General features: G+C 43.0%; 25 protein-coding genes. 6 read left to right on the forward strand and 19 right to left on the reverse strand.

Features of this window, described 5'->3' with window-relative positions; all coding sequences use genetic code 11:
- Position 1: 1 nt before the first annotated feature.
- Positions 2-721 carry an osmolarity response regulator transcription factor OmpR gene (ompR, locus tag QSH61_RS17310; RefSeq protein ID WP_010378483.1) on the reverse strand — a complete coding sequence of 240 codons (720 nt, stop codon included), beginning with the start codon at positions 719-721 and terminating at the stop codon, positions 2-4.
- Positions 722-935: 214 nt separating this feature from the next.
- Here ompR and greB point away from each other — a divergent pair, with 214 nt between their 5' ends.
- Together greB and QSH61_RS17320 are read left to right on the forward strand one after the other, a co-directional pair.
- Positions 936-1,421, forward strand: coding sequence for a transcription elongation factor GreB (gene greB, locus QSH61_RS17315; RefSeq protein ID WP_206471524.1), 486 nt, complete (start codon positions 936-938; stop codon positions 1,419-1,421).
- An 83-nt stretch (positions 1,422-1,504) separates the two neighbouring features.
- Positions 1,505-3,817: a Tex family protein gene (locus QSH61_RS17320; protein ID WP_174171057.1), complete on the forward strand. Its 2,313-nt coding sequence runs from the start codon at positions 1,505-1,507 to the stop codon at positions 3,815-3,817.
- Positions 3,818-3,933: 116 nt separating this feature from the next.
- Here the strand turns inward: QSH61_RS17320 and QSH61_RS17325 are convergent, their stop codons facing one another.
- From QSH61_RS17325 to bioH, 3 genes are all read right to left on the reverse strand, one after another.
- Complete coding sequence (locus QSH61_RS17325; protein WP_206471525.1) at positions 3,934-4,818, reverse strand: putative metalloprotease CJM1_0395 family protein; 885 nt, start codon at positions 4,816-4,818, stop codon at positions 3,934-3,936.
- Complete coding sequence (locus QSH61_RS17330; protein ID WP_102057660.1) at positions 4,818-5,126, reverse strand: hypothetical protein; 309 nt, start codon at positions 5,124-5,126, stop codon at positions 4,818-4,820. The genes QSH61_RS17325 and QSH61_RS17330 overlap by 1 nt, the downstream gene beginning before the upstream one ends.
- A 104-nt stretch (positions 5,127-5,230) precedes the next feature.
- Positions 5,231-5,962 (reverse strand): pimeloyl-ACP methyl ester esterase BioH, encoded by a 732-nt coding sequence (gene bioH, locus QSH61_RS17335; RefSeq protein WP_206471526.1) that lies wholly within the window; start codon positions 5,960-5,962, stop codon positions 5,231-5,233.
- Between the two features lie 57 nt (positions 5,963-6,019).
- Here bioH and QSH61_RS17340 point away from each other — a divergent pair, with 57 nt between their 5' ends.
- On the forward strand, positions 6,020-6,691 hold the full coding sequence (locus tag QSH61_RS17340; RefSeq protein ID WP_206471527.1) for a ComF family protein: 672 nt from the start codon (positions 6,020-6,022) through the stop codon (positions 6,689-6,691).
- Between the two features lie 85 nt (positions 6,692-6,776).
- Here the strand turns inward: QSH61_RS17340 and QSH61_RS17345 are convergent, their stop codons facing one another.
- On the reverse strand, positions 6,777-9,299 hold the full coding sequence (locus QSH61_RS17345) for a M14 metallopeptidase family protein (RefSeq protein WP_206471528.1): 2,523 nt from the start codon (positions 9,297-9,299) through the stop codon (positions 6,777-6,779).
- A gap of 145 nt (positions 9,300-9,444) precedes the next feature.
- Between QSH61_RS17345 and nfuA the strand changes: the two genes are divergently transcribed.
- Both nfuA and QSH61_RS17355 read left to right on the forward strand, forming a co-directional pair.
- Complete coding sequence (gene nfuA / locus QSH61_RS17350) at positions 9,445-10,020, forward strand: Fe-S biogenesis protein NfuA (RefSeq protein WP_010378467.1); 576 nt, start codon at positions 9,445-9,447, stop codon at positions 10,018-10,020.
- Complete coding sequence (locus QSH61_RS17355) at positions 10,020-10,298, forward strand: hypothetical protein (protein WP_174171052.1); 279 nt, start codon at positions 10,020-10,022, stop codon at positions 10,296-10,298. Before nfuA ends, QSH61_RS17355 begins: the two co-directional genes overlap by 1 nt.
- Before the next feature lie 10 nt (positions 10,299-10,308).
- Here the strand turns inward: QSH61_RS17355 and QSH61_RS17360 are convergent, their stop codons facing one another.
- Positions 10,309-11,577, reverse strand: a complete 1,269-nt coding sequence (locus QSH61_RS17360; protein ID WP_248298653.1) for an MATE family efflux transporter — start codon at positions 11,575-11,577, stop codon at positions 10,309-10,311.
- A 27-nt stretch (positions 11,578-11,604) separates the two neighbouring features.
- On the opposite strand from QSH61_RS17360, the gene QSH61_RS17365 reads away from it, so the two are divergent.
- Positions 11,605-12,648: a polysaccharide deacetylase family protein gene (locus QSH61_RS17365; protein WP_206471529.1), complete on the forward strand. Its 1,044-nt coding sequence runs from the start codon at positions 11,605-11,607 to the stop codon at positions 12,646-12,648.
- A 33-nt stretch (positions 12,649-12,681) separates the two neighbouring features.
- Here the strand turns inward: QSH61_RS17365 and QSH61_RS17370 are convergent, their stop codons facing one another.
- The 13 genes from QSH61_RS17370 to QSH61_RS17430 form a co-directional block, all read right to left on the reverse strand.
- The gene (locus tag QSH61_RS17370) at positions 12,682-13,710 is read right to left on the reverse strand and encodes a protein-glutamate methylesterase/protein-glutamine glutaminase (protein WP_206471530.1); all 1,029 of its coding nucleotides are present in this window, start codon (positions 13,708-13,710) and stop codon (positions 12,682-12,684) included.
- A 9-nt stretch (positions 13,711-13,719) separates the two neighbouring features.
- Positions 13,720-14,334, reverse strand: a complete 615-nt coding sequence (cheD, locus tag QSH61_RS17375; RefSeq protein WP_206471531.1) for a chemoreceptor glutamine deamidase CheD — start codon at positions 14,332-14,334, stop codon at positions 13,720-13,722.
- Entirely contained in the window at positions 14,321-15,151 is an 831-nt protein-coding gene (locus QSH61_RS17380; RefSeq protein WP_174171049.1) for a CheR family methyltransferase, read from the reverse strand. Before QSH61_RS17380 ends, cheD begins: the two co-directional genes overlap by 14 nt.
- A gap of 51 nt (positions 15,152-15,202) precedes the next feature.
- Complete coding sequence (locus QSH61_RS17385) at positions 15,203-17,890, reverse strand: methyl-accepting chemotaxis protein (protein WP_174171048.1); 2,688 nt, start codon at positions 17,888-17,890, stop codon at positions 15,203-15,205.
- A 1-nt stretch (position 17,891) separates the two neighbouring features.
- Positions 17,892-18,413 (reverse strand): chemotaxis protein CheW, encoded by a 522-nt coding sequence (locus tag QSH61_RS17390; RefSeq protein WP_010604350.1) that lies wholly within the window; start codon positions 18,411-18,413, stop codon positions 17,892-17,894.
- Positions 18,410-20,500 (reverse strand): chemotaxis protein CheA, encoded by a 2,091-nt coding sequence (locus QSH61_RS17395; protein WP_206471532.1) that lies wholly within the window; start codon positions 20,498-20,500, stop codon positions 18,410-18,412. Before QSH61_RS17395 ends, QSH61_RS17390 begins: the two co-directional genes overlap by 4 nt.
- A gap of 18 nt (positions 20,501-20,518) precedes the next feature.
- The gene (locus tag QSH61_RS17400; RefSeq protein ID WP_010378447.1) at positions 20,519-20,881 is read right to left on the reverse strand and encodes a response regulator; all 363 of its coding nucleotides are present in this window, start codon (positions 20,879-20,881) and stop codon (positions 20,519-20,521) included.
- A gap of 9 nt (positions 20,882-20,890) precedes the next feature.
- Entirely contained in the window at positions 20,891-21,163 is a 273-nt protein-coding gene (locus tag QSH61_RS17405; RefSeq protein WP_010604348.1) for an STAS domain-containing protein, read from the reverse strand.
- 155 nt (positions 21,164-21,318) lie between these two features.
- Positions 21,319-21,912, reverse strand: coding sequence for an SCO family protein (locus tag QSH61_RS17410; protein WP_206471533.1), 594 nt, complete (start codon positions 21,910-21,912; stop codon positions 21,319-21,321).
- Positions 21,909-22,808: a heme o synthase gene (gene cyoE, locus QSH61_RS17415; RefSeq protein ID WP_029215745.1), complete on the reverse strand. Its 900-nt coding sequence runs from the start codon at positions 22,806-22,808 to the stop codon at positions 21,909-21,911. The genes QSH61_RS17410 and cyoE overlap by 4 nt, the downstream gene beginning before the upstream one ends.
- On the reverse strand, positions 22,792-23,805 hold the full coding sequence (locus tag QSH61_RS17420; RefSeq protein ID WP_206471534.1) for a COX15/CtaA family protein: 1,014 nt from the start codon (positions 23,803-23,805) through the stop codon (positions 22,792-22,794). Before QSH61_RS17420 ends, cyoE begins: the two co-directional genes overlap by 17 nt.
- Positions 23,806-23,814: 9 nt before the next feature.
- Positions 23,815-24,306: a redox-active disulfide-containing membrane protein gene (locus tag QSH61_RS17425; protein ID WP_102057668.1), complete on the reverse strand. Its 492-nt coding sequence runs from the start codon at positions 24,304-24,306 to the stop codon at positions 23,815-23,817.
- Entirely contained in the window at positions 24,299-25,027 is a 729-nt protein-coding gene (locus tag QSH61_RS17430; RefSeq protein ID WP_010604343.1) for an SURF1 family protein, read from the reverse strand. The genes QSH61_RS17425 and QSH61_RS17430 overlap by 8 nt, the downstream gene beginning before the upstream one ends.
- Between the last annotated feature and the right edge of the window lie 2 nt (positions 25,028-25,029).

Here is a 25,029-nt window from a genome sequence, read left to right on the forward strand (position 1 = left end):
GCTACTTCACGCCGTCAGGCACAAATACATACCCAAGACCCCACACCGTTTGTATATAGCGAGGATTAGAGGCGTCATCTTCAATCATACGACGTAAGCGCGAAACCTGAACGTCAATGCTACGCTCAAGTGCGCTATAATCACGCCCTCTAGCAAGGTTCATTAACTTATCTCGACTAAGCGGCTCGCGAGGGTGACTCACCAGTGCTTTAAGTACCGCAAACTCACCTGAGGTAAGTGAAATTGTCGCTTCTCCATGTTGCATCTCTCGCGTCGCTAAATTAAGGGTAAAGTTACCAAAGCTCACTTCATTTTCTTCTGCCGCAGGCGCACCTGGTACTTCTTTGGCACGACGACGAAGAATGGCTTTTATTCGCGCCAGCAGTTCTCTTGGGTTGAATGGTTTTGGAATGTAATCATCCGCGCCAAGCTCAAGGCCAATAATACGGTCAACTTCGTCACCTTTCGCCGTCAACATAACAATTGGGATCTCATTCTCTTTTTGTCTTAAACGACGACAGATGGAAAGGCCATCTTCTCCAGGAAGCATCAAATCTAACACCATTAAGTGAAAGTTTTCGCGTTCAAGTAGTCTATCCATTTGTTCAGAATTGGCTGCGCTGCGGACGATAAATCCCTGCTCAACGAGATAACGCTCTAAAAGACTGCGTAAACGCATATCGTCATCAACTACGAGCACTTTGGTGGTTTCATTTCCCATTTATATTTCTTCTATTTATTAATTTACTAAAGCTTGCTGATCTGCGACATTTCGTGCACAAATCATCATCCTGTTCATTTAACGCTCATGGCGATAATGGACCATGATATTATTATGCTTAAATATAATTGAATTTGGTGCTTTTCGACACCATACATTGATACTAGATTGTTACCGAACATTACAAGGGTTTAACCCAAAATACCTGAGAAACATGAAAACGAATTTGATCACGCCCGAAGGATACCGCCAACTGCAGCAAGAACATGATCATCTGTGGTTTGAAAAGCGCCCAGAGATCACCAAAATTGTGAATTGGGCAGCGAGTTTAGGCGATCGCTCCGAAAATGCCGACTACACCTTCAATAAACGTTTATTAAGGCAAATAGATAGACGGGTGCGCTTTTTACGAAAGCGTATGCCCGAACTAAAAGTCGTGGAATATAGTCCCGAACAAGAAGGTAAAGTATTTTTTGGCGCTTGGGTAGAAGTAGAAAGCGAAGAAGGCGAGGTTCGTGCATTTCGGATTGTTGGACCTGATGAAATATACGAACGCAATGACTACATCTCCATCGATGCGCCAATGGCTAGGGCATTGCTAAGCAAACAAGTCAATGATGAAATTACGGTCACCACACCGCACGGCCGAAGACTTTGGTATATCAACCAAATCGAATATCGCAGAAACACCGAACAATGATAACATTGAGCTAAATTTTGTTTGCCCGAGATGAGTATTATCTAGGCAACACAGACCGATTAAGAAGAGTATAAGGATTTTGCATGAGCAATATCACACAACGTTTAGCAACTGAGCTTAACGCCAGAGAACAGCAAGTTAATGCTGCTATTAGTTTGCTAGACGAAGGGGCAACCGTTCCATTTATTGCACGTTACCGTAAAGAGGTAACGGGTGGCTTAGATGACACTCAACTGCGTTTGCTTGAGCAAAGGTTAGGTTACTTACGAGAACTTGATGAACGTCGCGAGTTTATTTTAAAAACCATCGATGAACAGGGTAAACTCTCTGCTGAGCTAAGTGCAGAAATACAAGCCGCCGACAGTAAAACCGTACTCGAAGATTTATATCTCCCATACAAACCAAAGCGCAGAACAAAAGGCCAAATCGCGATAGAAGCAGGTTTGGAACCCTTAGCTGACGCTTTATTTGCAGATCCAACGTTAGACCCAGAACAACAAGCGACTCCTTTCATTGATGAAAGCAAAGGCGTTGCTGACAGCAAAGCGGCTTTAGATGGCGCTAAATTCATTCTCATGGAGCGTTTTGCAGAAGACGCTAAACTACTTGCTAAGCTCCGAGCACACCTTAAAGACAACGCGCAAATCGAAGCAAGAGTCATCGCAGGTAAAGAAGAAGCAGGAAGCAAATACCGTGACTACTTTGAACATAATGAGCTACTAAATAAAATTCCATCACACCGTGCGCTGGCGATGCTAAGAGCACGTAACGAAGGCTTTTTGCAGTTATCTATCAACCCGGAACCAAGTGCAGAAGACGCCGCTCAATTTTGTGCGCAGATCATTGCCGATCATTACCGCCTAGCCGTCTCTGGTAAAGCTGCCAGTGATTGGTTGATGGGTGTAGTCCAGTGGGCATGGAAGATTAAAATCGCCCTGCACTTGGAAAACGAATTCTTAGGGTCAATGCGTGAAAAGTCAGAGCTAGATGCTATCGAAGTTTTTGCGAAAAACCTAAAAGATCTGCTGATGGCTGCGCCTGCAGGTGCAAAAGTGACAATGGGTATCGATCCGGGGTTACGTACCGGATGTAAAGTCGCTATTGTCGATGCCACAGGCAAACTGATTGCAACGAGTACTATCCACCCTCATGCCCCTCAAAACCAGTGGGATAAGTCGCTGAAGACACTAGAGCAAATGTGTCGCCAATACAAAGTTGAGCTTATTGCTATCGGTAACGGAACCGCGTCTCGCGAGACCGACAAACTGGCCGCAGAACTGCTAAAAAGCGCCACCGAATTAAAACTTAATAAAATCATGGTGAGTGAAGCTGGCGCATCGGTGTACTCTGCCTCTGAATTTGCCGCAAACGAATTTCCAGATCTTGATGTATCTCTACGTGGCGCAGTTTCTATTGCAAGAAGATTACAAGATCCGTTAGCAGAGCTTGTAAAAATCGAACCAAAATCAATCGGTGTTGGCCAATATCAGCATGATGTTTCTCAAAGCCAGTTAGGGCAAACGCTAACTGCTGTGGTCGAAGACTGCGTAAACTCAGTGGGTGTCGATGTGAACACGGCATCGATACCATTACTAACGCGCGTCTCGGGCTTGAATAAAACATTAGCCAGTAACATCGTAAAATACCGCGACGAAAATGGCTCTTTCACGGATCGCAAAGCGCTTAAAAAAGTTGAGCGATTAGGACCTAAAGCATTTGAACAAGCAGCCGGTTTCTTACGTATCGCCAATGGCGACGATCCACTGGATGCATCAGCAGTGCATCCTGAAGCTTACCCTGTTGTCAAAGCGATTTGTAAAAAACAAAATCTAGAAGTGAATACCCTTATCGGTAATCGCGAAGTCTTGAATGGCCTTGTGGCAAATGACTATGTAGATGATAAGTTTGGGGTACCAACGGTCACTGATATTATCAAAGAATTAGATAAGCCAGGCCGAGATCCTCGCCCAGAATTTAAAACGGCGCAGTTTAAAGCTGGTGTTGAGACAATCACAGATCTTAAAGTCGGTATGATTTTAGAAGGTGTGGTCTCTAATGTTGCCAATTTTGGGGCTTTTGTGGATGTAGGTGTACATCAAGATGGACTTGTTCACATTTCAGCACTCACGGATAAGTTTATTTCCGATCCACGTGAAGTCGTTAAAGCGGGAGATATCGTTAAGGTCAAAGTGATTGAGGTTGATGTGCCTCGTAAACGCATTAGCTTTACCATGCGCTTAAACGATGAAATATCTCAAGCTCCAGCGCAAAAACAAAACGCTAAGCCGCACAAAGGAAAACCGGTGCCTAAGTCTTCTAAGCCAAAGTCACGAGATGCAGGTAACGCCGCGATGGGTAATGCGTTTGCTGAAGCCTTCGCAAAGCTGAAGAAGTAATCTCAACAGAACAGTGAACAAAGAAAAGCGCGGCCTTGGTCGCGCTTTTCGTTTGTCGGGGGTTTTAACTCGTTTTCACTGCAATGACCCGCGGAGGAGAAGGCCAATACCTACGGTTAAATTTGCACTGATAGCGATGCGGGTTGGTTAGGCATCGCTACATGTTGATAAAAATTTGAGATCCTGAGCGATCTTGCTTGGATTTCAGGGTCAGCTTCAATTGGCATCGCAACAGCGTAAGGATCTGCATCCTGCTTAAGCTTGGCTTGCTCCTCTTCACTCTCTGCTTTTGCCTGCTCACCACTCAAGCGGCGAGTTTGAATGTTTTGTACCCGCTTGCTATCACTTTGCTCTTCACCACTGATAGAAGCTTTTGCCAACTCAGCCTGCGCCGCCGAGAGTTTTTGAGTCGCATCTGCTGCGATGGCTCTGTCAGCGCCAGATGGTTCTGCTGGTGCTAACGCTGCCGCTCTCACCGTTTGCATTTTTTCAATCGTGCCCTGCGGATCACCTTCCAGCGGCGCAACGTCGATCATCACCTCGCCGCCAATAGCATAGTTATTGCCATCAGGACCGCGCTGATATTCATAACTCGGTGAGCCGGCATATTGCCCGCCTACTCTGGCATGAGCCTGCTCATGTAATCTTACTTCTCTATCTCGAGATTTTAATTCTTGAACGATCTGCTCATCTTGCTCGGTTTGTTGCTGCTCTTGTTCATTCTTTTCTTTTTCTTGGCCTTCGCCTTTTTCACCTTGCTCTTTGCCTTGAATGGTTTTGCTTTGCTCTGTTTTACCATCAGAGCCGTAAACTTTTGCATCGTCTACGTTAGAAGAGCGGCCTTTTTCAGAATCGGAAAGGTTGCGGTTTTCAGTAAATGAAGAGTTAGTTGGTGCAGGTTTTGGGATCGCTTCACGCAGCTGATTATCGCGTACAACCGTTTCGGTGTACACGTTGGCAGTGTTTAAATTCATCGCCGGTGGTGGCGTTACTATGTTCATTACACTTTAATATCAATCAACGTACCTAACACTTCATCTGCAGTGCGAATAGTTTGCACATTGGCTTTCGCGTTAAACTCTTCAACTTTTAAGGCTACCACTGATTCGGTCAAGCTTGGCGTCTCACTCACTGGAGCCGTCACAGCTTCACCGGCACTAGCACCTTGCAACTGCCGCCCAGCTGCACGTTCAGAATCACTTTGTTGATCGATGGCAGCGCGGTTAATATCAGCACTTGCTTGGGCAATCCCCTGAGCAGCGCGGTTATAACCGTCAATTCCATTATTTAACACATCACCTATTGGCATATTCGCACCTAGATAAACCTTTTCTTACTGACTAATTATTGCGCAAAATATCAACAAAGAAAAGTAAAAGCGGCAATTTTTTGCCGCTTTATTACTCCAAATATTTAAACAATTGATTTAAGGCGTGATAAAAAGGCTTCTTTATGAGAGATAAAAGGCGCATGAGAGGCCTTTGCAAGCGTATGAGCCTTAAAATTTGGATTTAATGCCTGCATTTTCTCGACTGCCGCTTGTGGAACAAGAGAGTCTAAACGGCCGAATATACCTATTATGGGAAGTTTCAGCTGTGAAAATTCACCACGTAAATCCTGCGATTTCAATATCTCCAACCCACCAGCTAGAGCTTTCGCCTCCGCTTCTGGCAGAGTACCCAGTAACGCTTTAAGTTGTTTGATGTCTTCTCTGGCATGTTCACTGCCCATCGCTTGAATCGCTAAAAACCTTTCTATCGTTTTTGCGCTATTGGTTTGCAGTTGAGTCTCAAAGTTGTTTAGCACCTTAGGGGCTATTCCGGGCCAATCAGCTTGCTCACAAAAAAATGGCGTTGAAGCGACCAAAATAACCTTGCTAACTTTGTCTGGAAAATGAGTAGCTAAATACAATGCAAATAACCCCCCCAAAGACCAGCCTATCAACACGCTTTGTGGCATCAGCTGCTCAGCAATAAGTAAAGCGTTACGCTCAAGAGAATAATCGCCCTCGGCGCTTGGTGTACCACCAAACCCAGGAAGATTGACCGCTTTAATTGGTGTTGTAGGTGCTAAAGCTTCCTCGCATAACTGCCACACCGCTTTGTTCATCCCCCAACCATGGAGCAGCACAACTTCATTTTGCATTTATCTGTTCTCTATACCAAACTTGACGCCATGATAGCTAACCCGGGATGGAAAGCAATGATCCAACTTAATCGGTTATTACCTAAAAAGTGGTGTCAGCCTTGTGTATGTTGTGAACAACGCACAACAGAAGCCTTGCTTTGTCCACACTGCTTACAAGCCTGCTTAGACTTTATGGAACAAGAGATTAATCTACTTAATTACCCTAATATCCAACGCATGGTCAGCCTTGAAGACTGCGATGGGTTAACCGTGGCGAGTTGGTACCGCACGCCTATAAATACATGGTTGCAAGGAGTAAAGTTTAACCACAGCAAAGCCTATCAATGTGCCTTGAATCTGCTGGCTCAAACACTATGGCAGCGCTTCAGTGAAGAAAATGGCTTCCCTGTAGACCTAGTTTGTTGTTTGCCACTACACCGAAGACGGTTAATCCGACGAGGTTACAATCAAGTTGAGCAAATTTGGCAAGGGCTACCAATCACCCAGACAATACTCAAAAGAACAAAGCACACCAAGCCGCAATCTGAGCTGACCAAAGCTAAACGAAAACGTAATTTAAACAATGCCTTTGTGCTCAACCAATCTGTTGAGGGAAAAAATATCATATTGCTTGAGGATGTGATCACAACGGGCGCGACCATGAATGCAGCGGCAAAAGTGTGTAAACAAAACGGGGCGAAAATGGTGTGGGCAATGGCTATCAGCCTCACACCATTCGACGCTTAAAAGCGTATTATTTGCTTGATATCACGACAATAGATATCAATCAAATTGCTAAAAATCTCATTGCACAGATAAACTGTTCTGGACCTTATATGCCGTGTGCAAAAAACAGCGCGTTATTTAGCAGTCGGCTAGAACCGAACCAAAAGCCACGAAATACCGGGTTGTCAGTCATTCCAACAGCCACCCCACGTCCAGACTTTGACGCAATCAAGACAGAGGAACCTGCGATCTGCTCAACGTTGATATTATCAGTATACCCTGCCAATAAAGGCTTTTGAGTGTACGTCAACGACTCGATAAATGGCTTATTATTACGATGCATCACCCAAGTACTATTTTTAAAGACAGGTAATTCCCGGTTCTCGAAGCCAAAAGACAAGGGATGACTTAAATCCAAACGCGCATCAAAAATCGCGCCGGCGATCCGCTGCTTTGCCGAAAGGCTATCTTGATCTGCAAAGGTGAGATTTTTGCTGTCAAACTGGGCTCGCATTTCTTTGCTTGAAACCATTTTAGCGTCTAGTAGTTGCTGTTCGATTAGCCACTGTGCACCACGCTTTTGACCCCAAATCACACCGCCTTTAGCAACCCAACTCAAGAGCTTGGCTTTGCTCTTGTCACTTAAATCTCCATATTTACCATCAGCCAATAAAATATGGGTGTAGCGTGTAAGATCGAGTTTCTCGATATGCTGCTTTTCCACAATCGACGGGGCTAGTTTTAAATGCCTATCCAAATGATACCAAAGCTCACCCGCTTCATATTGACTTACACCCGCACCACCTATGATGAGGACTTCTGGCTTTTGCAGCTGCAGCATTTGTCTTGACCCAAAATCGACGCCACTTTGTGTCATGCCTGTAGTCACACTATATACTGGAAGTGAAAGCTCTCTGGCGATTGTTTCAAGCTCAGTAAACCAGTCCGCTTGCTGTTGAATACCACTTGCTATCACCAATGTACCGGCCTGAAAGTCATGAGAGCCTGAGGTGGTTGATGCTGAAAATGGTGACATTGCAGCTGCTACTTTCACTCCAGCCCGTAAGAGGCGATTTGCTAATTGTGGCGCCAGGTAATGATGCCATTCTATGGTGTAAGCATAACTTCCTGCAACGGGAGCCAATATATTTGAGTCAGTGCTCGATTCACCTTGAAGCTTTAAACCCCAGCCACTTTTTACTGCGGCAAAATCTAAATCATAAGCATACGACATCGTCCAACCTGAAACATCGTAGAACGTGTTGTCCTTAAAATGCGTCTGTGTGCTAAATAGTGCTTTTATCAAGCGATATTGCGGCTGAGCTAGTGGAATGTATAAATCCCCTTGCTGATATTCGGTGTTATCAACTTCTTTGGCTTTTGAGAGGTATTTCACCTCTATCTGATGCTGTTTCAATAAATCCACAAACGCTTGAAAACGGTAGTTATCTTTGCCGCGAGCAACAACGTAACCGTTAATTTCATCTTTACTCGCAAGCTCGTTCGCTTGTTGATAAAACTGCTGCTGATAATCAAGTAAAGCGCGTCGATGCGTTATGCTGGCTTGGAATGTCGAGAGACTCGTCGTGACTTGATTTTTAATCGTTTCAGGAAAACTCAACACGCCATACTGAGTTTCTTGTGCATGCCCTCTACTACTAGCTTGTTCGAATAAAATGCCAACCGCACCATTTACGTCGGGGTACGTAGAACCTTTGCCATAATAAAAGTCATCAAAACTCTCTTGAGTAAAATATAACTCCCCTTGCGCATCAAGAGCTTTGGCATGAAACTTACCAATCTCGTTGGTTAGCGCTACGTTTTGTAATGGGGTAATTGGGTGAGTTCTTGATGGGATCCCTGGTTGGAAAAAATACGTACTATTTGGTCCCATTTCATGAAAATCGGTCAGTACGTTTGGTTTCCAACGATGGAACGCTTTGATCCGTGCTTTTGACTCAGGATGTTGTAGTAGTAACCAGTCACGATTGAGGTCAAACCAATAATGGTTAGTGCGACTAGAAGGCCAAGACTCATTATGCTCACGATGTGCAGGATCGGTTGATAGAGACATGCTCTTATTGGCGTTTGCCCATGTAGCAAAACGTGATAAGCCATCAGGGTTCAAAGCTGGATCTAACAATATCACCGCATTATCAAGGAGCTGCGTAACAGACTCGCCCTGCGCCGCAGCTAAATAATATGCCATGAGTACCGCGGCATTGCTTCCTGAAGACTCATTACCGTGCACGCTATAGCCCATCCACATCACAACTGGCTGGTCTGAACGGCTTTGGCTACTGCTCAATGAAGCAATATGATCTTGCTGAATACGCGCCAAGTTTTGTTGGTTTTGTGGCGAGCTCGCTTTTAGGAGTAACAAAGGACGTCGCTCATGGCTAAACCCGATTGTTTCGACACTCAGTCTTGGACTTTCGCTTGCAAGGGTATGTAGATAATTAACGATTTGATCGTGGCGCAAATGCCACTGCCCAACTTCATATCCAAATGCTTGTTTTGGCGTAGTTATTGTGGGATCAAATTTTACTTCATCGCCAAAATAATAGGCAATGGGCTTGGCCTGCAAGCTAAAGCTCAACAGCACGATAATACAGCTTATTAACCGCATGATAATGTCCTTTAATTCCGATTACTTTTCAAGCTAACAAGCACACCGCCGATTGCCAAATTTTTACGCCGAACACTAGCGACAACACGACGAGGAGAGTATGATACGTATTAACCGAGTAATTTAGTCAAGTATAGAGCGAATTATGATCCATATTTCAGATTCTGCCCAAAGCCATTTCGCGAAACTATTAGCCGATCAGGCTGAAGGCACCAATATTAGGGTTTTCGTGGTTAATCCAGGCACCTCTCAAGCTGAGTGTGGCGTGTCATATTGCCCAGCAGATGCCGTTGAACAAAGCGATATCCGCTTACCGTTTAATGGTTTTGAAGCCATCGTTGATGAAGAAAGTGCACCATTTTTAGAAGAAGCCGATATCGATTTCGTTACCGATAAAATGGGGAGTCAGTTAACGCTTAAGGCACCAAATGCCAAAGCTAAACGATTACGTGACGATGCGAGCCTAGCTGAACGCGTAGAGCACATGCTTGTGACAGAAGTAAATCCACAGTTGGCCAATCATGGTGGTCAAGTTAGCCTAGTAGAAATTACCGCAGATGGTATTGCAGTACTTCAATTCGGCGGTGGTTGTAACGGCTGCTCAATGATTGATGTCACATTGAAAGAGGGCATCGAAAAAGAGATGATCGCTAAGTTTGAAGAAATCAATGGCGTACGTGACATCACAGAGCACGCGCGTGGCGAACACTCTTACTATTAATGAGCAAAACCCTCATTTATCGCTTAGGGTCTCACCCTAAGCGAAGCCTCAAATTTTTCCTTTTTGGCCTTGTTATTGTGTTACTCGCGGGTGCTTTTATAGCACTGGGTTATTATCAAGATCATCGCTTTCAAATCGCAGGTTTAGTGCTTTTACTTCCTGGTTTGTGCTGTGCCTTTTACGGTTATATTGGTATTTTTGCTAACCGCTTTTCTCAAGTGATAGAAGCCAGAGAAAAACGCCGCCAAGCCCTAAAAGATAACGACCCATTTGCTTAACGCAGCTCCATTATTCGAGTAAAGCAGCTTCTCGAGAGAGCTGATGGTATTTATATGCCAAAGTCAATCCACGCAACCCCATAAAACAACTCATCGCAAGCCAGAGCGCATGATTACCGAGTGGCAATGCAATTAAAAACGGCAAGAAGAAACCGAATACCGCAGAAACTAACATGCTGTTTCGCATTTCTTTAGCACGAGTAAGCCCCACAAAGATACCGTCAAATAAAAAGCAACTCATGGCAATCAAAGGTAATAGCACCAACCAAGGTAAGTAAGTGCCTGCTAACGTTATCACTTCGGGGATATTGGTTAATAAGCTAATGATCCAGCCACCAGCTAGATAAAAAATAGCGCTGTATAAAAGCGCAAATGCGGCCCCCCAAAACAGGCTTACTTTTACCCATAATTGCAATTGCCCTAACGAGCTTTGTCCTTTTGCTCTGCCGACCTTAGCCTCCGCAGCATAAGCAATACCGTCCATCGCAAAGCTGACTAACATCAAAAAATTCAGTAAGACAGCGTTGGCCGCTAGTGTGATCTCACCAAGCCTTGCGCCATAGAAAGTCATGAAACTAAAGCAGAGTTGTAAGATCAAGGAACGAATAAAAATATCACGATTCAAGGTGAGTAAACTGATCCACTGTGCGCGCTTTGGTAGAGTGAATTTCAACGTAATACCGTGACGCTTTGCGACCAATGCGCTCAAAAACAAGGATAAGCCTAATGCCGAATAGTCTGCAATCAGTGAAGCCCAAGCTGCGCCTGCTACTCCCCACTCAAATCCGACAACAAATAAAATGTCCAAAGCTATATTCACTATGTTTGTGAACAACACCAGATAGAATGGCCCTCGCCCGTAATGCATCCCAAGCATAAAGCCCAGCAGCACAAGGTTTAACATTGCTGCAGGCGCACTAAATACACGGATTTGAAAATATAATTTTGCTTGCTCAAATACTTCACTAGAAGCATTTGAAAGCTGAGCAATAACTTGGATCAGCAGAGGAGATAACACAATCAAACTCATGGCGAAGAGCAGCGCAATGAGCATACTGGTATATAGTGAACGTGTTAGCTTGTCATGGTCTTGCTGGCCGCTTGATTGAGCGATCACTCCTGTTGTACTCATTCGCAGAAAACTTGCAAGCCAAAATAGTACCGAGATAGCGCTAGAGCCAAGCGCAATCCCAGCCAAAAAATGCGCATCCCCCATATGACCAATTACTGCTGTATCGACTAATCCTAACAGTGGCACCGTAATATTTGATAGTATCATCGGACCTGCAAGTAGTAAGAGGCTCAGATGTTGCGCTTTATGGCATTTAAGAAATTGATACAACATATTATTTTTGGTTTGGCCCTATTTTCAGCAAATAGTTGGAGTGCGGTTATCTTACAGTATCATCACGTGAGTGAGAAACTCCCAGCGGTCACCAGCGTGAGTGAAGAAACCTTTAAATCTCATCTTAACCACATTAAAGAACATGGTTTTTCGGTGATACCTTTACCACATTTGTTAGATAGCCTGAAGTCGGGTAAGTCTCTACCAGAAAAAACGTTGGCTATCACCTTTGATGATGGCTATGAAAACAATATCACTGCGGCGGCCCCGATCCTGGAATCTTTTGGCTTTCCCTATACGATTTTCGTCAACCCTCAACTTATTGACGAAAAGAAAAGCTATGTCATGACGTGGGATGAACTGAGGGCATTAGCAAAACGCGGGGCTATTATCGCAAATCATAGTGCTAAGCACGATTACCTCCATCTCAAACTAAAAAATGAAACAGTGGCACAGTGGCGTGCGCGTGTTGAGCACGATATCACATGGTCACAACAGCGAATTAAAGAAGAAATTGGCCACGATTACCCCTACCTCGCATACCCGTACGGCGAATTTAATCATGAATTACAAAAGCTAGTAGCAGAGCTTGGACTTATTGGTATTGGGCAACACTCTGGTGCGGTTGGTATTTCTTCAGATTTTACACGTATCGCTCGCTTTCCCGCATCGGGAAACTACAGCAACTTAGAAACATTAAAAACTAAGCTCGAGACCAAAGCGTTCTCTCTACAAAAATTAGATTACCTTGATAGCGTCACGAACAATAAATCCCCAGCAATCACGTTGCATTTTAACAATAAGGATTTTCATCAGAGTCAATTTGCATGCTACGTTTCAGGTGTTGGGCAAGCTGAGCTGACATGGCTATCAGAAACCAGCGTACGTATCCAAACCCCGAAAGCACTATCCATAGGACGGTCACGATATAACTGTACTGCGCCTTCAATCAAAGACACAGGACGATATTATTGGTTTTCACAACCTTGGGTTATTGAAAAATAACAGCTTTGGGTAGGAACAAATTAGCTCTTACCCTTACTTTTTAACCGCGCTCAACATGGTTTCGGTCACTTTACTCAAAGGTACCAGACTTTGCACTGCACCAAGCTCGTACGCTGCTCTAGGCATTCCCCATACTACACAGCTTAGTTCATCTTGTGCAAACGTCTTGGCACCAGCGACTTTCAAAGCTAGCATTGCTTTTGCTCCATCACTACCCATTCCCGTGAGCATAGCAGCACAAACATGCTTCCCCATTGGCACAAGGGAGTTAAATAACACTTCAACTGAGGGTTTATGACGATTAACAGGCTCAGTATCATCTAATCGGCAGACATATCCGGTTGCAGTGTGTGCCACCTGAAGATGTTTGTCTCCCGGTGCTATGAATACATGACCTGGTAATAAAACATCTCCATCTTCCGCTTCTTTGACTGATACCGCACAGGTGCGATCCATTCTTTGCGCAAATGAAGTGCTAAAAACTGGTGGGATATGTTGGGTGATAACAACAGGGGGCGCGTGTGTTGGTAATCGCATAAGCACTTCTCTGATCGCTTCAGTTCCTCCAGTTGAGGCGCCTATGGCTAAAATAGTATTACGCGAAAATGTATAATTACGGCCAATTTCTAATTCGCTTTCCTGTTTTGGTGCTTTAAAAGCCCTCACTCTTGCACCAGCCGCTACTCTAATCTTCTTAACCAGTAAATCGGAATAAGACATTAAGGTATCAGCAACATTGCTAGTGGGCTTAGAAATAAAATCAACTGCACCTAACTCTAGTGCTTCTATCGTGGCGGGTGAGCCCTCTTGGGTCAACGTAGAGATCATCACAACAGGCATAGGCCTTAAACGCATTAAGTTTTTAAGAAAATTAATGCCATTCATTTTTGGCATTTCTATATCCAAAGTTAATACGTCAGGCGAAGTAGATTTAATGAGCTCTCTAGCTTCATAAGGGTCTTCCGCGGTGCCAACGACTTTAATACCATCCGCCTGACCTAGTATTTCTTTTAACAACCCACGAATTAACGGCGAGTCGTCAACAATCAGAACTTTGATCATATTTCACACCTAAAATAGCTCAATATCCGTTTTATTGTCTTGAGCCTCAATGTCATGTAAGTAACGCACTTCACGTTGTTCAATTGTGTTATTGTGCATGGTTCGTAACTTTTTCACTTGCGCTTTGCCACTTTGAGGATGAAAGATAACTTTTCTTGGCCAGGGGCCACCTACATCCTGTGAAATTAAATTCAAACTTTCCTCTTCCACATAGGCTTGAGCAAACCTGATGTTCCCTTCCCCAATATCAGTCATTGCGCTAATAATTTTTCCACCGCCAAAAAGTTTGATTTTTAAATTGCTTCTAGACGCCCCATTTTTGAGTACTTCATTTATCAGATACTCCATCGCCCAGTTACCATAACGACAATTTAGGTCATCCGCATGCACTTCTCGTAGCGCTTTCGCTCCGGGTAACATAAAGTGATTCATACCACCTATCCCCAATTTCTCGTCATATACGCAAGCTGCAATACAAGACCCTAATACCGTCGAAATCAATTCGTCCTGCTTAGATACATAAAACTCCCCAGGTAGTACTTTTGCAACGACTTTAGAACGTCCTGAATCCCAGAAGCGTTTTACATGTTCGAATCCTCTGAGAACAGGACTAAACTCTCTCATTCAACTGGCCTTTTTGATAAATGGTTTTACCTAGATTTTTAAATTCCAGATGCTCTTTTCCCATCGTCTCGGAGTGCCCGATAAGTAAGTAACCATTGGGAGCTAACATGTCATGATATTGCTCAAACAACTTATCTTTGGTTTCTTTATCAAAATAAATCAAAACATTACGACAGAAAATAACATCAAAGGGTCCTTTCATTGGCCATGGCTCTAGAAGATTAAGTCGTTTAAAATGGATGAAAGATTGCAATTTAGGCTTCACTTTATACATTGCTCCATCTGCACTTCTAAGAAACCATTTTTTGAGCTTATCTTCATCTAAACCCGTGACGTTATTTGCCGTATATTCTCCGAGACTCGCTTTGCCCAAGACGTTGGAATCTAGATCTGTTGCTAGCACTTTGACGTCCCAACCACTTGGAAAAGCATTCGCAATGGTCATCGCGATACTATAAGGCTCTTCACCTGTAGAGCATCCAGCAGACCAGATTCGGACTCTTCTGTCGTGTTTGTGCCTGGCAATAATTTCAGGAACTATTCTTTTCGTTAAGAACTCGAAGTGATGATTTTCTCGAAAGAAAGAAGTTAAGTTAGTTGTTATTGCATTAATAAAATGGCTAAACTCAACATCTTGATTTTCTTCCAAAAAAGACAAATACGCCTCAAATGATTTTAGCCCGTTGGCTCTTATGCGCCTTGCCAACCTTGAGTAAACCATTTCCCTTTTATGCGGCCCGAGTACTATGCCGCATGTGTCATAGACCCGAGCCGAAATTTCGGAGAAATCCTTATCGGTCAACAGAAACTCTCGCATCGTCGTATTCCTTCAGCCAACCCCACTAAGGAATTGGTCTATTACCAAACCCTAAAACTCTTCCCACTCTTCCGAGTCATCAGCAAACTGATTACTTCTCGTGTTTTGCTGCGGGGGCTTATTGGAATTCATTGTCCGTTTTGGTAATTGTTTTTCTGGCGCTTTATAGTTCTTCGGTGACTCAGATATTTCTAAGCTACGGTGTGAAGATTCATCAAGAGTGAAGAAGTTTAATAATCTTCTCATATCATTTGCTTGCTCAGCCATCGACTCCCCTGCGGCTGACGCTTCTTCAACTAAGGCAGCATTTTGCTGCGTCATTTCATCCATTTGTGACACTGCTTTATTAACCTGCTCAATACCTGAACTCTGCTCAATCGACGCTTCAGCAATGTCAGAAATCATGTTTGTCACCCGCTTAACGGACTCAACTATTTCTTTTAGTGTTTCACCTGACTCATTAACCAGTAACGTACCATCTTCAACCTTACTTACACTGTCTCTGATCAGGTCCTTAATTTCTTTAGCTGCTGCGGCAGAACGCTGAGCTAGATTACGAACTTCACCAGCAACCACAGCAAATCCTCGACCTTGCTCTCCAGCCCGAGCTGCTTCAACGGCTGCATTTAATGCCAATAGGTTTGTCTGGAAAGCAATTTCATCAATAACACCTATAATGTCAGCAATTTTCTTACTTGAATCATTAATTTCAGACATGCTTTCAACTGCGCGTGTGACTACTTCACCGCCTTTGGTCGCCTTGTCACAAGTATCTTCAGCCAACTCATTAGCTACTTTCGCGTTATCTGCATTTTGTCTAACTGTGCTCGTCATTTCTTCCATGCTAGAAGCAGTTTCTTCTAGCGAGGAAGCTTGCTCCTCGGTCCGCTGACTCAAATCTGCGTTTCCTTGAGATATTTCATCTGCACCACTGGCAACTAGATTTGCAGATGTACGTATGCGACCAAGCATTTCGGTTAACTTCTCAGCAGTGGTGTTTGCGTCTTTTTTGAGCTTTTCATAAGCCCCGCGATAATCGCCTTCAATACGCCTAGTCAAATTACCAGTCGCCAATGCGTCTAACATATCTCCCATGTCTGTAACAGTCTCATCGACAGTAGACACTAAACTATTTAACCCTTTGGTTAGTCTTAAATAGAAGCCATCTTTCCCATCTTCTGATAAACGAACACTAAGGTTACCAGCGTTAGCCGACTGAACGAGGCCATTCACCTCTTTCTCAATCGTAACTTCTTTGGTTCTATCTTCCCATTCGACAACGGTGCCCACGCGTTCATTATTGCCATCAAATATCGGATTGGCGACTAGACCAAAGGTTCTTCCGCCGACAACGATTTCCGTTTTATACTCAGTTTCGAGCCGAGAAAGCATACTGCGTTGATGACTTGGGTTGCGGTGGAATACATCAATATTCGCCCCCATAAGATGGTTACTGTCAAAATTAGGCAGGTCACGCCTTAGATCGCTCTCAGCATTTCTCATCATATCTTTCACTGCGCGATTCAAGTAAACGATCTCAAACTGCTCATTTGCTATCATCGTATTCGTTGAAACGTTGTCTAATGCTCTTCGGACGCGTAAGTTTTCAGCTGCGGCAGTTTTCTCTTCTTCTTCACGAACTAAACGCTCTGTTTTGTCGTCCCACTCTACAACGGTACCAATCCGCTTTTTCTCTTCATCAAACACCGGGGTCGCAATTAAACCAAAGGTGAAGCCAGCAACTTTGATATCTGTACTGTATACATCACTCAGTTTCTCAAGCAGATTTCTTTGATGGCTAGGGTTCGCATGAAACACATCAATACATTGCCCTACAAGCGTATCCACATCAAAGTTCGGTAATGATTTTCTAAGCTGCGTTTGATTGTCTCTCAACATTCGCACAACCGAATCATTAACATAAATAATATTCAATCCTTCGTCCGCTAGCATCACGTTTGCCTGACAAACGTCCAGCGCGCTCGATATACGAGCATTGTGACTCGCCAAGTCCGCCTGCTTTTTCTCTAGCGCTAATTCTCTTGTAAGGTCTTTCCACTCAACTAAAGTCGCGATCCTTTGCCCTTCATCATCGAAAACAGGCGTGGCAATAAGATCAAAGGTCAAACCTGCCACTTTGATTTGTGTGACATATGGACGGGTCAAATTAGCTAGGATGCCTCTCTGATGGCTGGGGTTTTTATGAAATGTATCAATGTTTGCACCAATCAAATTATCAACATTAAAGCCAGGCAATTCTTGCTGTAACTTAGCCTGATTTTTACGCAGCATGCTGGTTACGGAATCGTTCAAATACACAATATTGAGAGAAGCATCTGCAAGCATAACATTGGCCTGACAGACCTTTAAAGCTAGCAACAAACTATGGCTATGATCTTGACTATCTACTGCGTCACCATTTAATAAATTAGCAACCGCTTTGTATAAAGATGATTGACGTGACGCATTACTTGCATTGAGTAAACTAGCATCTTTACTCTCTATCGCGGGAACAATTTCCTCAACATCTTGTAACTTAGAAAGCAGAATGTTTGCGCTTTGCTTAAGTAGTAAAATTGCCAGCACCACACTGACAGCTGCTATAACCATCGCCACATAGGCTTGTGTAGACATATTAATATTCAACATTTGAACACTAATTGCCAAGCCCACAAATATTATGGCACCCGCAATCAGAACCCTATTGTTGAGTTGACTTGCTAATGCTTGATCGCTCATGTTATCCCCCGACAACCAATTGCTCATTCTGCTTGACTTCAAGATCTAATATCTTCTTCAAATTTAAAAGTACGACCATTTTTTCACCAACATTTACAAGTCCCTGTACAAATTGACTATTTTCCGAGTCTTGAAAATCTGGCACATCCTTCGCTGTTTCTTCGTTGATGCTGTATACGTCAGAAACAGCATCAACAACTAACCCCATAATTTTTGTTGCCTCTTTTATTACAACGGAGACAACGATAACCACAGTTAGAGCTCCATATTCGATTTGCGGTAAGCCGAATCGAATCCTTAAATCTATGATTGGTACTATCGTGCCACGTAAATTAATCGCACCGTTCACATACTTAGGAGCATTTGGAATTGCAGTGACTTCTTCCCACCCTCTGATTTCCTGTACGGCCAGAATATCCATGCCATACTCTTCGCCCGCCATCATAAAGGTGAGAAATTGTGTATCGTCATCTCTGTCTGCAAGCATGACTTGTTCATTAATCGAGGCTTTTTCAGTGATCATGACACCACCTCATCTAACTCTTGTTCTACTAATAATTCTTGAGTTCCTGGACGCTTTAAGCCACTTAGCTTGATAAGACCACTAATATCAACAATTAAAGAGACTCTGCCATCACCTAAAATTGTCGCCCCTGAGATCCCATTTACTTTCTGATAATTCGCTTCGAGACTTTTAATAACGACCTGTTGTTGCGCCAGTAAATCATCTACCAACAACCCCACTTTGTGATTATCACTCTCAACAACCACTAACAGTGTTTTATCCAACTCTTCTATTGCACCACCATGATTAAATAATTGATATAGCCTTAGTATTGGTATGTATTCATCTCGTAACCGTAGCACCTCTAAGCCATTACCTACTTTGCTCACTTTTTTAATATCTATTTGTAAAGACTCAACAATAGAAATAAGTGGAATGATGTAGGTATGCTTTGCAACTTTAACCAGTTGACCATCAAGAATGGCCAGCGTTAATGGCAATCTAATTGTAAACGTTGAGCCAACCCCTTTTGCTGAAGTTACTTCAACGCTGCCGTTTAATGCTTGAATATTTCTTCGAACAACGTCCATACCCACGCCGCGACCAGAGATATCACTCACTTCATCGGCTGTTGAAAACCCAGGCCTAAAAATAAGTTCATTAACCTCTTCAATAGTCAGCTCATCAGTTGCTTGAATTAGGCCATTGGCAATTGCTTTACTTTTTATTTTTTCGGTATTCAAGCCTCTGCCATCATCCATGATTTCAATCACAATATTTCCACCTTGGTGGAAAGCATTCAGTGTCACCGTACCCACAGGATCTTTTCCGGCTTTTATTCTGTCTTCCGGTGTTTCTAAGCCGTGATCCAAAGAGTTTCTTACTAAATGAACCATAGGATCGGAAATTTTTTCCATCACGGTTTTATCTAATTCTGTTTGCTCTCCTAGCAGTTTTAGCTCAACCTGTTTGTTCAACTTCTGTGATGTGTCTCTTACTAAACGAGGAAATCGGCTGAAGACAAAACTAATAGGTAACATCCTGATCCGCATTACATTTTCTTGTAAATCTCGCGTATTATGGGCTAATTGAGCGAGGCCTTCTTGCATCGCAGCAAGCGTATTTTCGGTCGGTTCTTGCTCGCCTAATTGAGTCAACATAGCTTGGGTAATAACCAACTCCCCTACCATATTGATAAGCGAATCAACTTTATCAATCCCAACACGGATCGAAGTCGATTCTGCTGATTTCTTGCTAGCCTCAGGCTTAGCCTTTGTCGCTGTCGCTGAGGATGTTTTTGGTACATCAATATTTTGAGTGTCGTTGCTCGACGCTTCTTTCTTCTCACTCTCTGGTTCTGGCGTTGTGGAGACACTCACATCATCTTCAAATAAACCACCACATAAGGTAATAGAAATTTCAGCATCATCCTCAACCCACTCAAATACTTCTTTAATCGCCGACTCTGGATGACTGGTTGTTAAGTATAACCGCCAACTGAGGTAGCAATCCTCTGGATTGAAGTCATCAATTTCAGGTATTGCATCACAAAACGCATGAGTTTCTAAATCCCCCAATTCTGATAGCTCACTTAACATATAGAGCGGTTCGTTACCGGTTTTAAACAAGTGGGGGAACGGTTTAAAGTCTATTTGATAGGTTTGAGATTCTTGCCCTTGAGGTATGCTATCGGCAGTATCTGAGCTAACACTCTCTTTACCACCTAAAATCTCTTCAAATTTAACTTTCAACTCATTCGCATTGGAAAGATCTGGCTCTTCTTCGGCTTGTAATGCGGTTAGTAAGGCCCTTAAACAATCAACGGATTGGAGCAGCAAATTGACATGTTCAGCGGTCAACTGTCGACGCCCATCCCTGATTTGATCGAGTAAGGTTTCCAACACATGCGTGAAGTTAGCGACAGAAGTAAAACCAAATGTTCCACTGCCACCTTTGATGCTGTGTGCTGCGCGAAATATAGTATTGATCGTTTCTGAGTCTTCATGGCCTGGCTGTAAATTCAGCAGCTCAGCTTCCATTATGTCTAGGCCTTCAAAGCTTTCTTCAAAAAAGACATCAAAAAATTGGCTTAAATCAATACTCATATCGACGCCTCTCTGTATCTATCTTATGACTTTTTTCAATACCGCTAGTAGTTGTTCAGGGTTGAATGGCTTCACTATCCAACCAGTTGCTCCCGCCGCTTTACCTTCTGTTTTTTTATCTAACCCCGACTCGGTGGTCAGCATTAGTAAAGGGGTGAACTTATAGTTGGGTAGGCTACGCAGCTCTTTAATAAGTGTGATCCCATCCATTACAGGCATGTTTACATCAGAGATCACGGCATCGAACCCTTGTTGCTTGGCAATAGATAGCGCTTCACTGCCATCTTTGGCTTCCGTAACATCAAAACCTGCTTTTTTCAAAGTAAAGCCAACCATTTGGCGCATTGACGCCGAATCATCCACAGCTAAAATCTTTTTCATATTCACCTCTTAATTTTCAATACTATGGAATAAATAATGGGTTAATCCCAACTCATTGACAGCCTGCGCTAAAGCGTCACTTTCACCATGCCATACAATTTTATGTTCTAACGAGAGCAAGTGTTTCTGTACGGCACAGAGCAGTTGTATAGATGCTGTATCGGCTCTTTGCACTTCACTAATATCAATCGTGATGTCTGATGTTTCCATAGAGTCTTGGAAAATCTGATGGTACAGGCTTTCCACATGGTTAATCGCCATTTCAGGTGGAAGTTTCAACATGAGCTGAAGACTATCCTTGTAAAAATGAGTAATAAAATTAGCTTAGACCGTGATGGTAAAAATGCCACAAAGATTGATTAAAAATCCGCAAATAATTAAAGCGTTAGAGGTAAGATAGTGCAGCGACACTAGGGTCGACCAGTGTCGCTATAAGACTAATTGATGATCTTCTCAAGGTCAGCAAGAAGTAGTTTGTCATCGATTGTAGGGACAGCTCCCACTGTATGTGTAGGTTTGAAAATAGCCTCAAGCTGACCTTTTGGGTTAATTAATGCTACAGACGCACTATGATCAATATAATACTCTTCTGTCTGTTCCTGATTTATTGCGTATATTAAACCGAGATCTCTCACAAACGGAAATAAAGCAGAATGCTCGGCAGATACCGCTTTAAAATCAGGATCAAAGTGCTTGATGTAGGCCAAACGCTTTTCTTCAGTATCTCGGTTGGGATCGACCGATACAAACCATACTTGTAAGTCACCTTTATTTTTTACAGATTGATATACGTGAGTTAATTTCAACAGCGTCATAGGACACACGTCGGGACAACTCGTGTAACCCAAAAATAGCAAATTCCATTTATCGGTAAAGTCTTGGTTTGAGACTATCGCACCGTGTTGATCCCTTAATTCAAACGCTTTAACGTCCTTAGGCTTTGGGTACCAAACCACTTTTTCCGACACATCTGGTGCAGGCCCACAACCAAACAAAGTTAACATAGAGATAATTAACAGAAATTTTTTCATATAAATGCTTTATCCACAAAAAGTGCAATGAACACTATCAAAAGATGCCAGATAGAGAAATAAAATACCCTCATAGCATACTCTAAACTATTTGTTCTCATAAGCTTTGTCGCTTTGTAAATAAAAGCGACATTTGCCATACCAGAGACCAACAAGTAGATCCAACCAGACATTCCCACTAGATAAGGGAGCAAACAGACTAAAGTCAAAATGATGGTATAAAATAGCACACAGAGTTTTGTAAATTCGTTTCCATGCGTTACTGGTAACATGGGGACTTCGGCTTTTTCGTAGTCTCGTTTACGAGCAATAGCTAATGCCCAAAAGTGGGGAGGTGTCCAAGCAAAAATGATCATTACTAACAACCAAGGCTCTGCACCAAGCTGACCAGTCTCACTGACCCAACCTAACAGGGGTGGCATCGCTCCTGCTAACCCCCCAATTACTATGTTTTGAGGTGTTGCGCGTTTTAACAATAACGTATAAATCACGGCATAACCGAATAGCGCGGCTAAGGTAAGTAGCGCACATAACTGATTGGCGAAAATAGTTAATAGAGCATACCCAGAAATTGCGAGGCCTATCGCAAAGATTAAAGCTGATGATACAGAAACAGAGTCTGTCGCTAACGGTCGGTTTCGTGTTCGCGCCATCTTTTTATCTATTTCTCTATCCACGATATGATTTACAGCTGCAGCACTACTCGAAAGCAAACCAATGCCAAACAAACTCATTAATTGTGCCAATAATGTTTTATCACTTTGTGGTGCTAACATCATCCCGACCCAAGCGGTAATAACCAACATACATACTACTTTGAACTTACACATGCCAAAGTAGGCTTTGAATAAAGTAGTTGCTTTTTGAAGCTCTGAAAAACTAGTTAATTGAAGCATGTTTTACTCCTACTTTTTGCGCCAAGCTGATAAAGAAACACAATTTCACCATTGCTAATAACACCATTGCTGCCATGAAGTTATGGAATAAGGTCAACAACAGAGGAAATTGGAAGTGTACGATTGCCCCCCCCACCAAAACTTGTATAGAAACTAAAGCTAAAACGACAAGCGCTGAATGTCGGAGTAAGTGGTTTTGACCAGCTCTAAGGAGTGGCCAACATGCAGCAAGTAGCGTTAAAACGGTAATAACTGCCCATATCCGATGGATAAAGTGAATAGATACTCTAGATTCGAATGGTAAAACACCAAACTCATAAGTCGCTGAAGCTTCAGGAAGCGTAAATAAGCTCTGCCAAGAGAAAAGCTGAAGATTGTCACATAGCGGCAACCCTGTACAATGTGGAGCAGCATAATTGGCGGCAAGCCACCCACCAAGCGCAATTTGTATAATCAACACACCAAGAGCCACATAACATAAGCGATAGGTAGGCTTAGTTACACTAGCAGTAATAGTGGTGTATTTCAGCCTTAGAACCAGTAACACCAGCAATGCAAGAATACAAAACCCACCTAGTAAATGACCCATCACAATGACTGGCTGTAAATTCATCGTCACGGTCCACATCCCGAGTGCCCCTTGAAATAACACAAGCAATAGCAGTAGATAGTAGTGACGGTTAGGGCTTTCTGTATTTTGCTTTTTGAACAGCCTTATGCATGCAAGTGCCAAAATAAGTAACCCGAGGAAGCTGGCAAAATAGCGATGGATCATTTCAATCCAAGCTTTTTCTGCTTCCACTTCTAAATGTGGAAAATTGTCTTTAGCCGCAGATAGTTCATGAGTCTCATTTGGTACTGTTAAAAAGCCGTAACACCCAGGCCAATCTGGACACCCAAGTCCCGCATCACTTAAACGTGTGAAGGCGCCAAGTGTCACTACAGTTATTGCGACGAAACAGGCAAATATTGCGATTTTTATTTTTACCTTGGACATATTTACCTCCTAACTTGAACGAGAGTAATTCAATAATTTCTTCAAATCACTCAGTAGCCCTTTTTGCACATTTCGCATTTCTTCTAAGCTTGCTACTGGTGCATACTTGAGTACAAATAACCCTGTTTTATCAACCAAATAGAGATAATTTTCGTCTAACTGGTTGAGGTATATCGGCAAAGAAGTAGCGTACTCAATACCTTTTTCATTTCGCTCTTGTAATACCACAAGCGATACTTTCTGTTGGTTTTTCCCCAGCGCTAAATACAAATTAGGTAAGCTATCTAGTAGTAAAGAACATTGCTTATTACACTGTTTTGGTCGCTGGTAAACGATACTCCACTCAGTATCTAAAACCAGCTCTGATTGGCGAACCTCCTGGCTTAAAAATTCACCGTGATTAGTCGTGCTATGTGGTATCCAGCCGACCTTCAGGGCAACAAATGCCAACAGTAAGGGGAATACGAACAGCCCTATAAACCATGCCGCACTTTTAGACATTTTTATTCTCCTTTTTTGAAAGTTTCCAGCCAATTACTACCGCAGCCAAGGCAATAAGCAACCACTGTAAAGCATAAGCTTCATGTTTTTGCGGTGACATTACTACCGGTTGATAATGGGGCTCAGTCCCGGCAAATCTGTTTTTAGTCATGTAGGCAATTAGAGGTAAAAGAGGTTTACCTGACTCCGCAGATAAGTAATCAACATCAATATATTGGATCACAGATTGTTTTGTTGCCTCCTCTGCCGCAGACTTAGCTAAGGTGAACCGCTTACTAGCACTAGATTTGATATAGACAGGTAGAGAAACGGTACCACTTGGAAGAGAGAAAACGGTAGGCACGCGACTAGCTTGCTGTGGCACAAAACCCAAATTCACAGCTAGATACTCATCAGTTTCGGAAATTTTAATAATGCCAATTACATCAAAACCGACTCGGCCTTTCACGACTTGATTATCTAAATACCAAACCGCATCGCCTACAAAATTCCCTGTAATCGACACTTCAGCATTAACATATTGCGTTAGCTGCTGGGATGTTACTTGCTGCTCATTAGCTACGCCTAGCGATTTTTCAATCTCAACTTTATGCTGCAACACATGTTTTTGCTGTGCTCTTTGCCACTGCCAATAAGAGAGCGAGCCACATAAAAGAACAACTATTAATGCTGCCAATATGGGGGGTTTTGATCTACCTTTAAAAAGTGCACCTAAATCCATCG

Origin of the sequence: Pseudoalteromonas sp. JC3, from assembly GCF_030291895.1 — a bacterium.
In the GTDB taxonomy this organism is placed as follows: Bacteria; Pseudomonadota; Gammaproteobacteria; order Enterobacterales; family Alteromonadaceae; genus Pseudoalteromonas.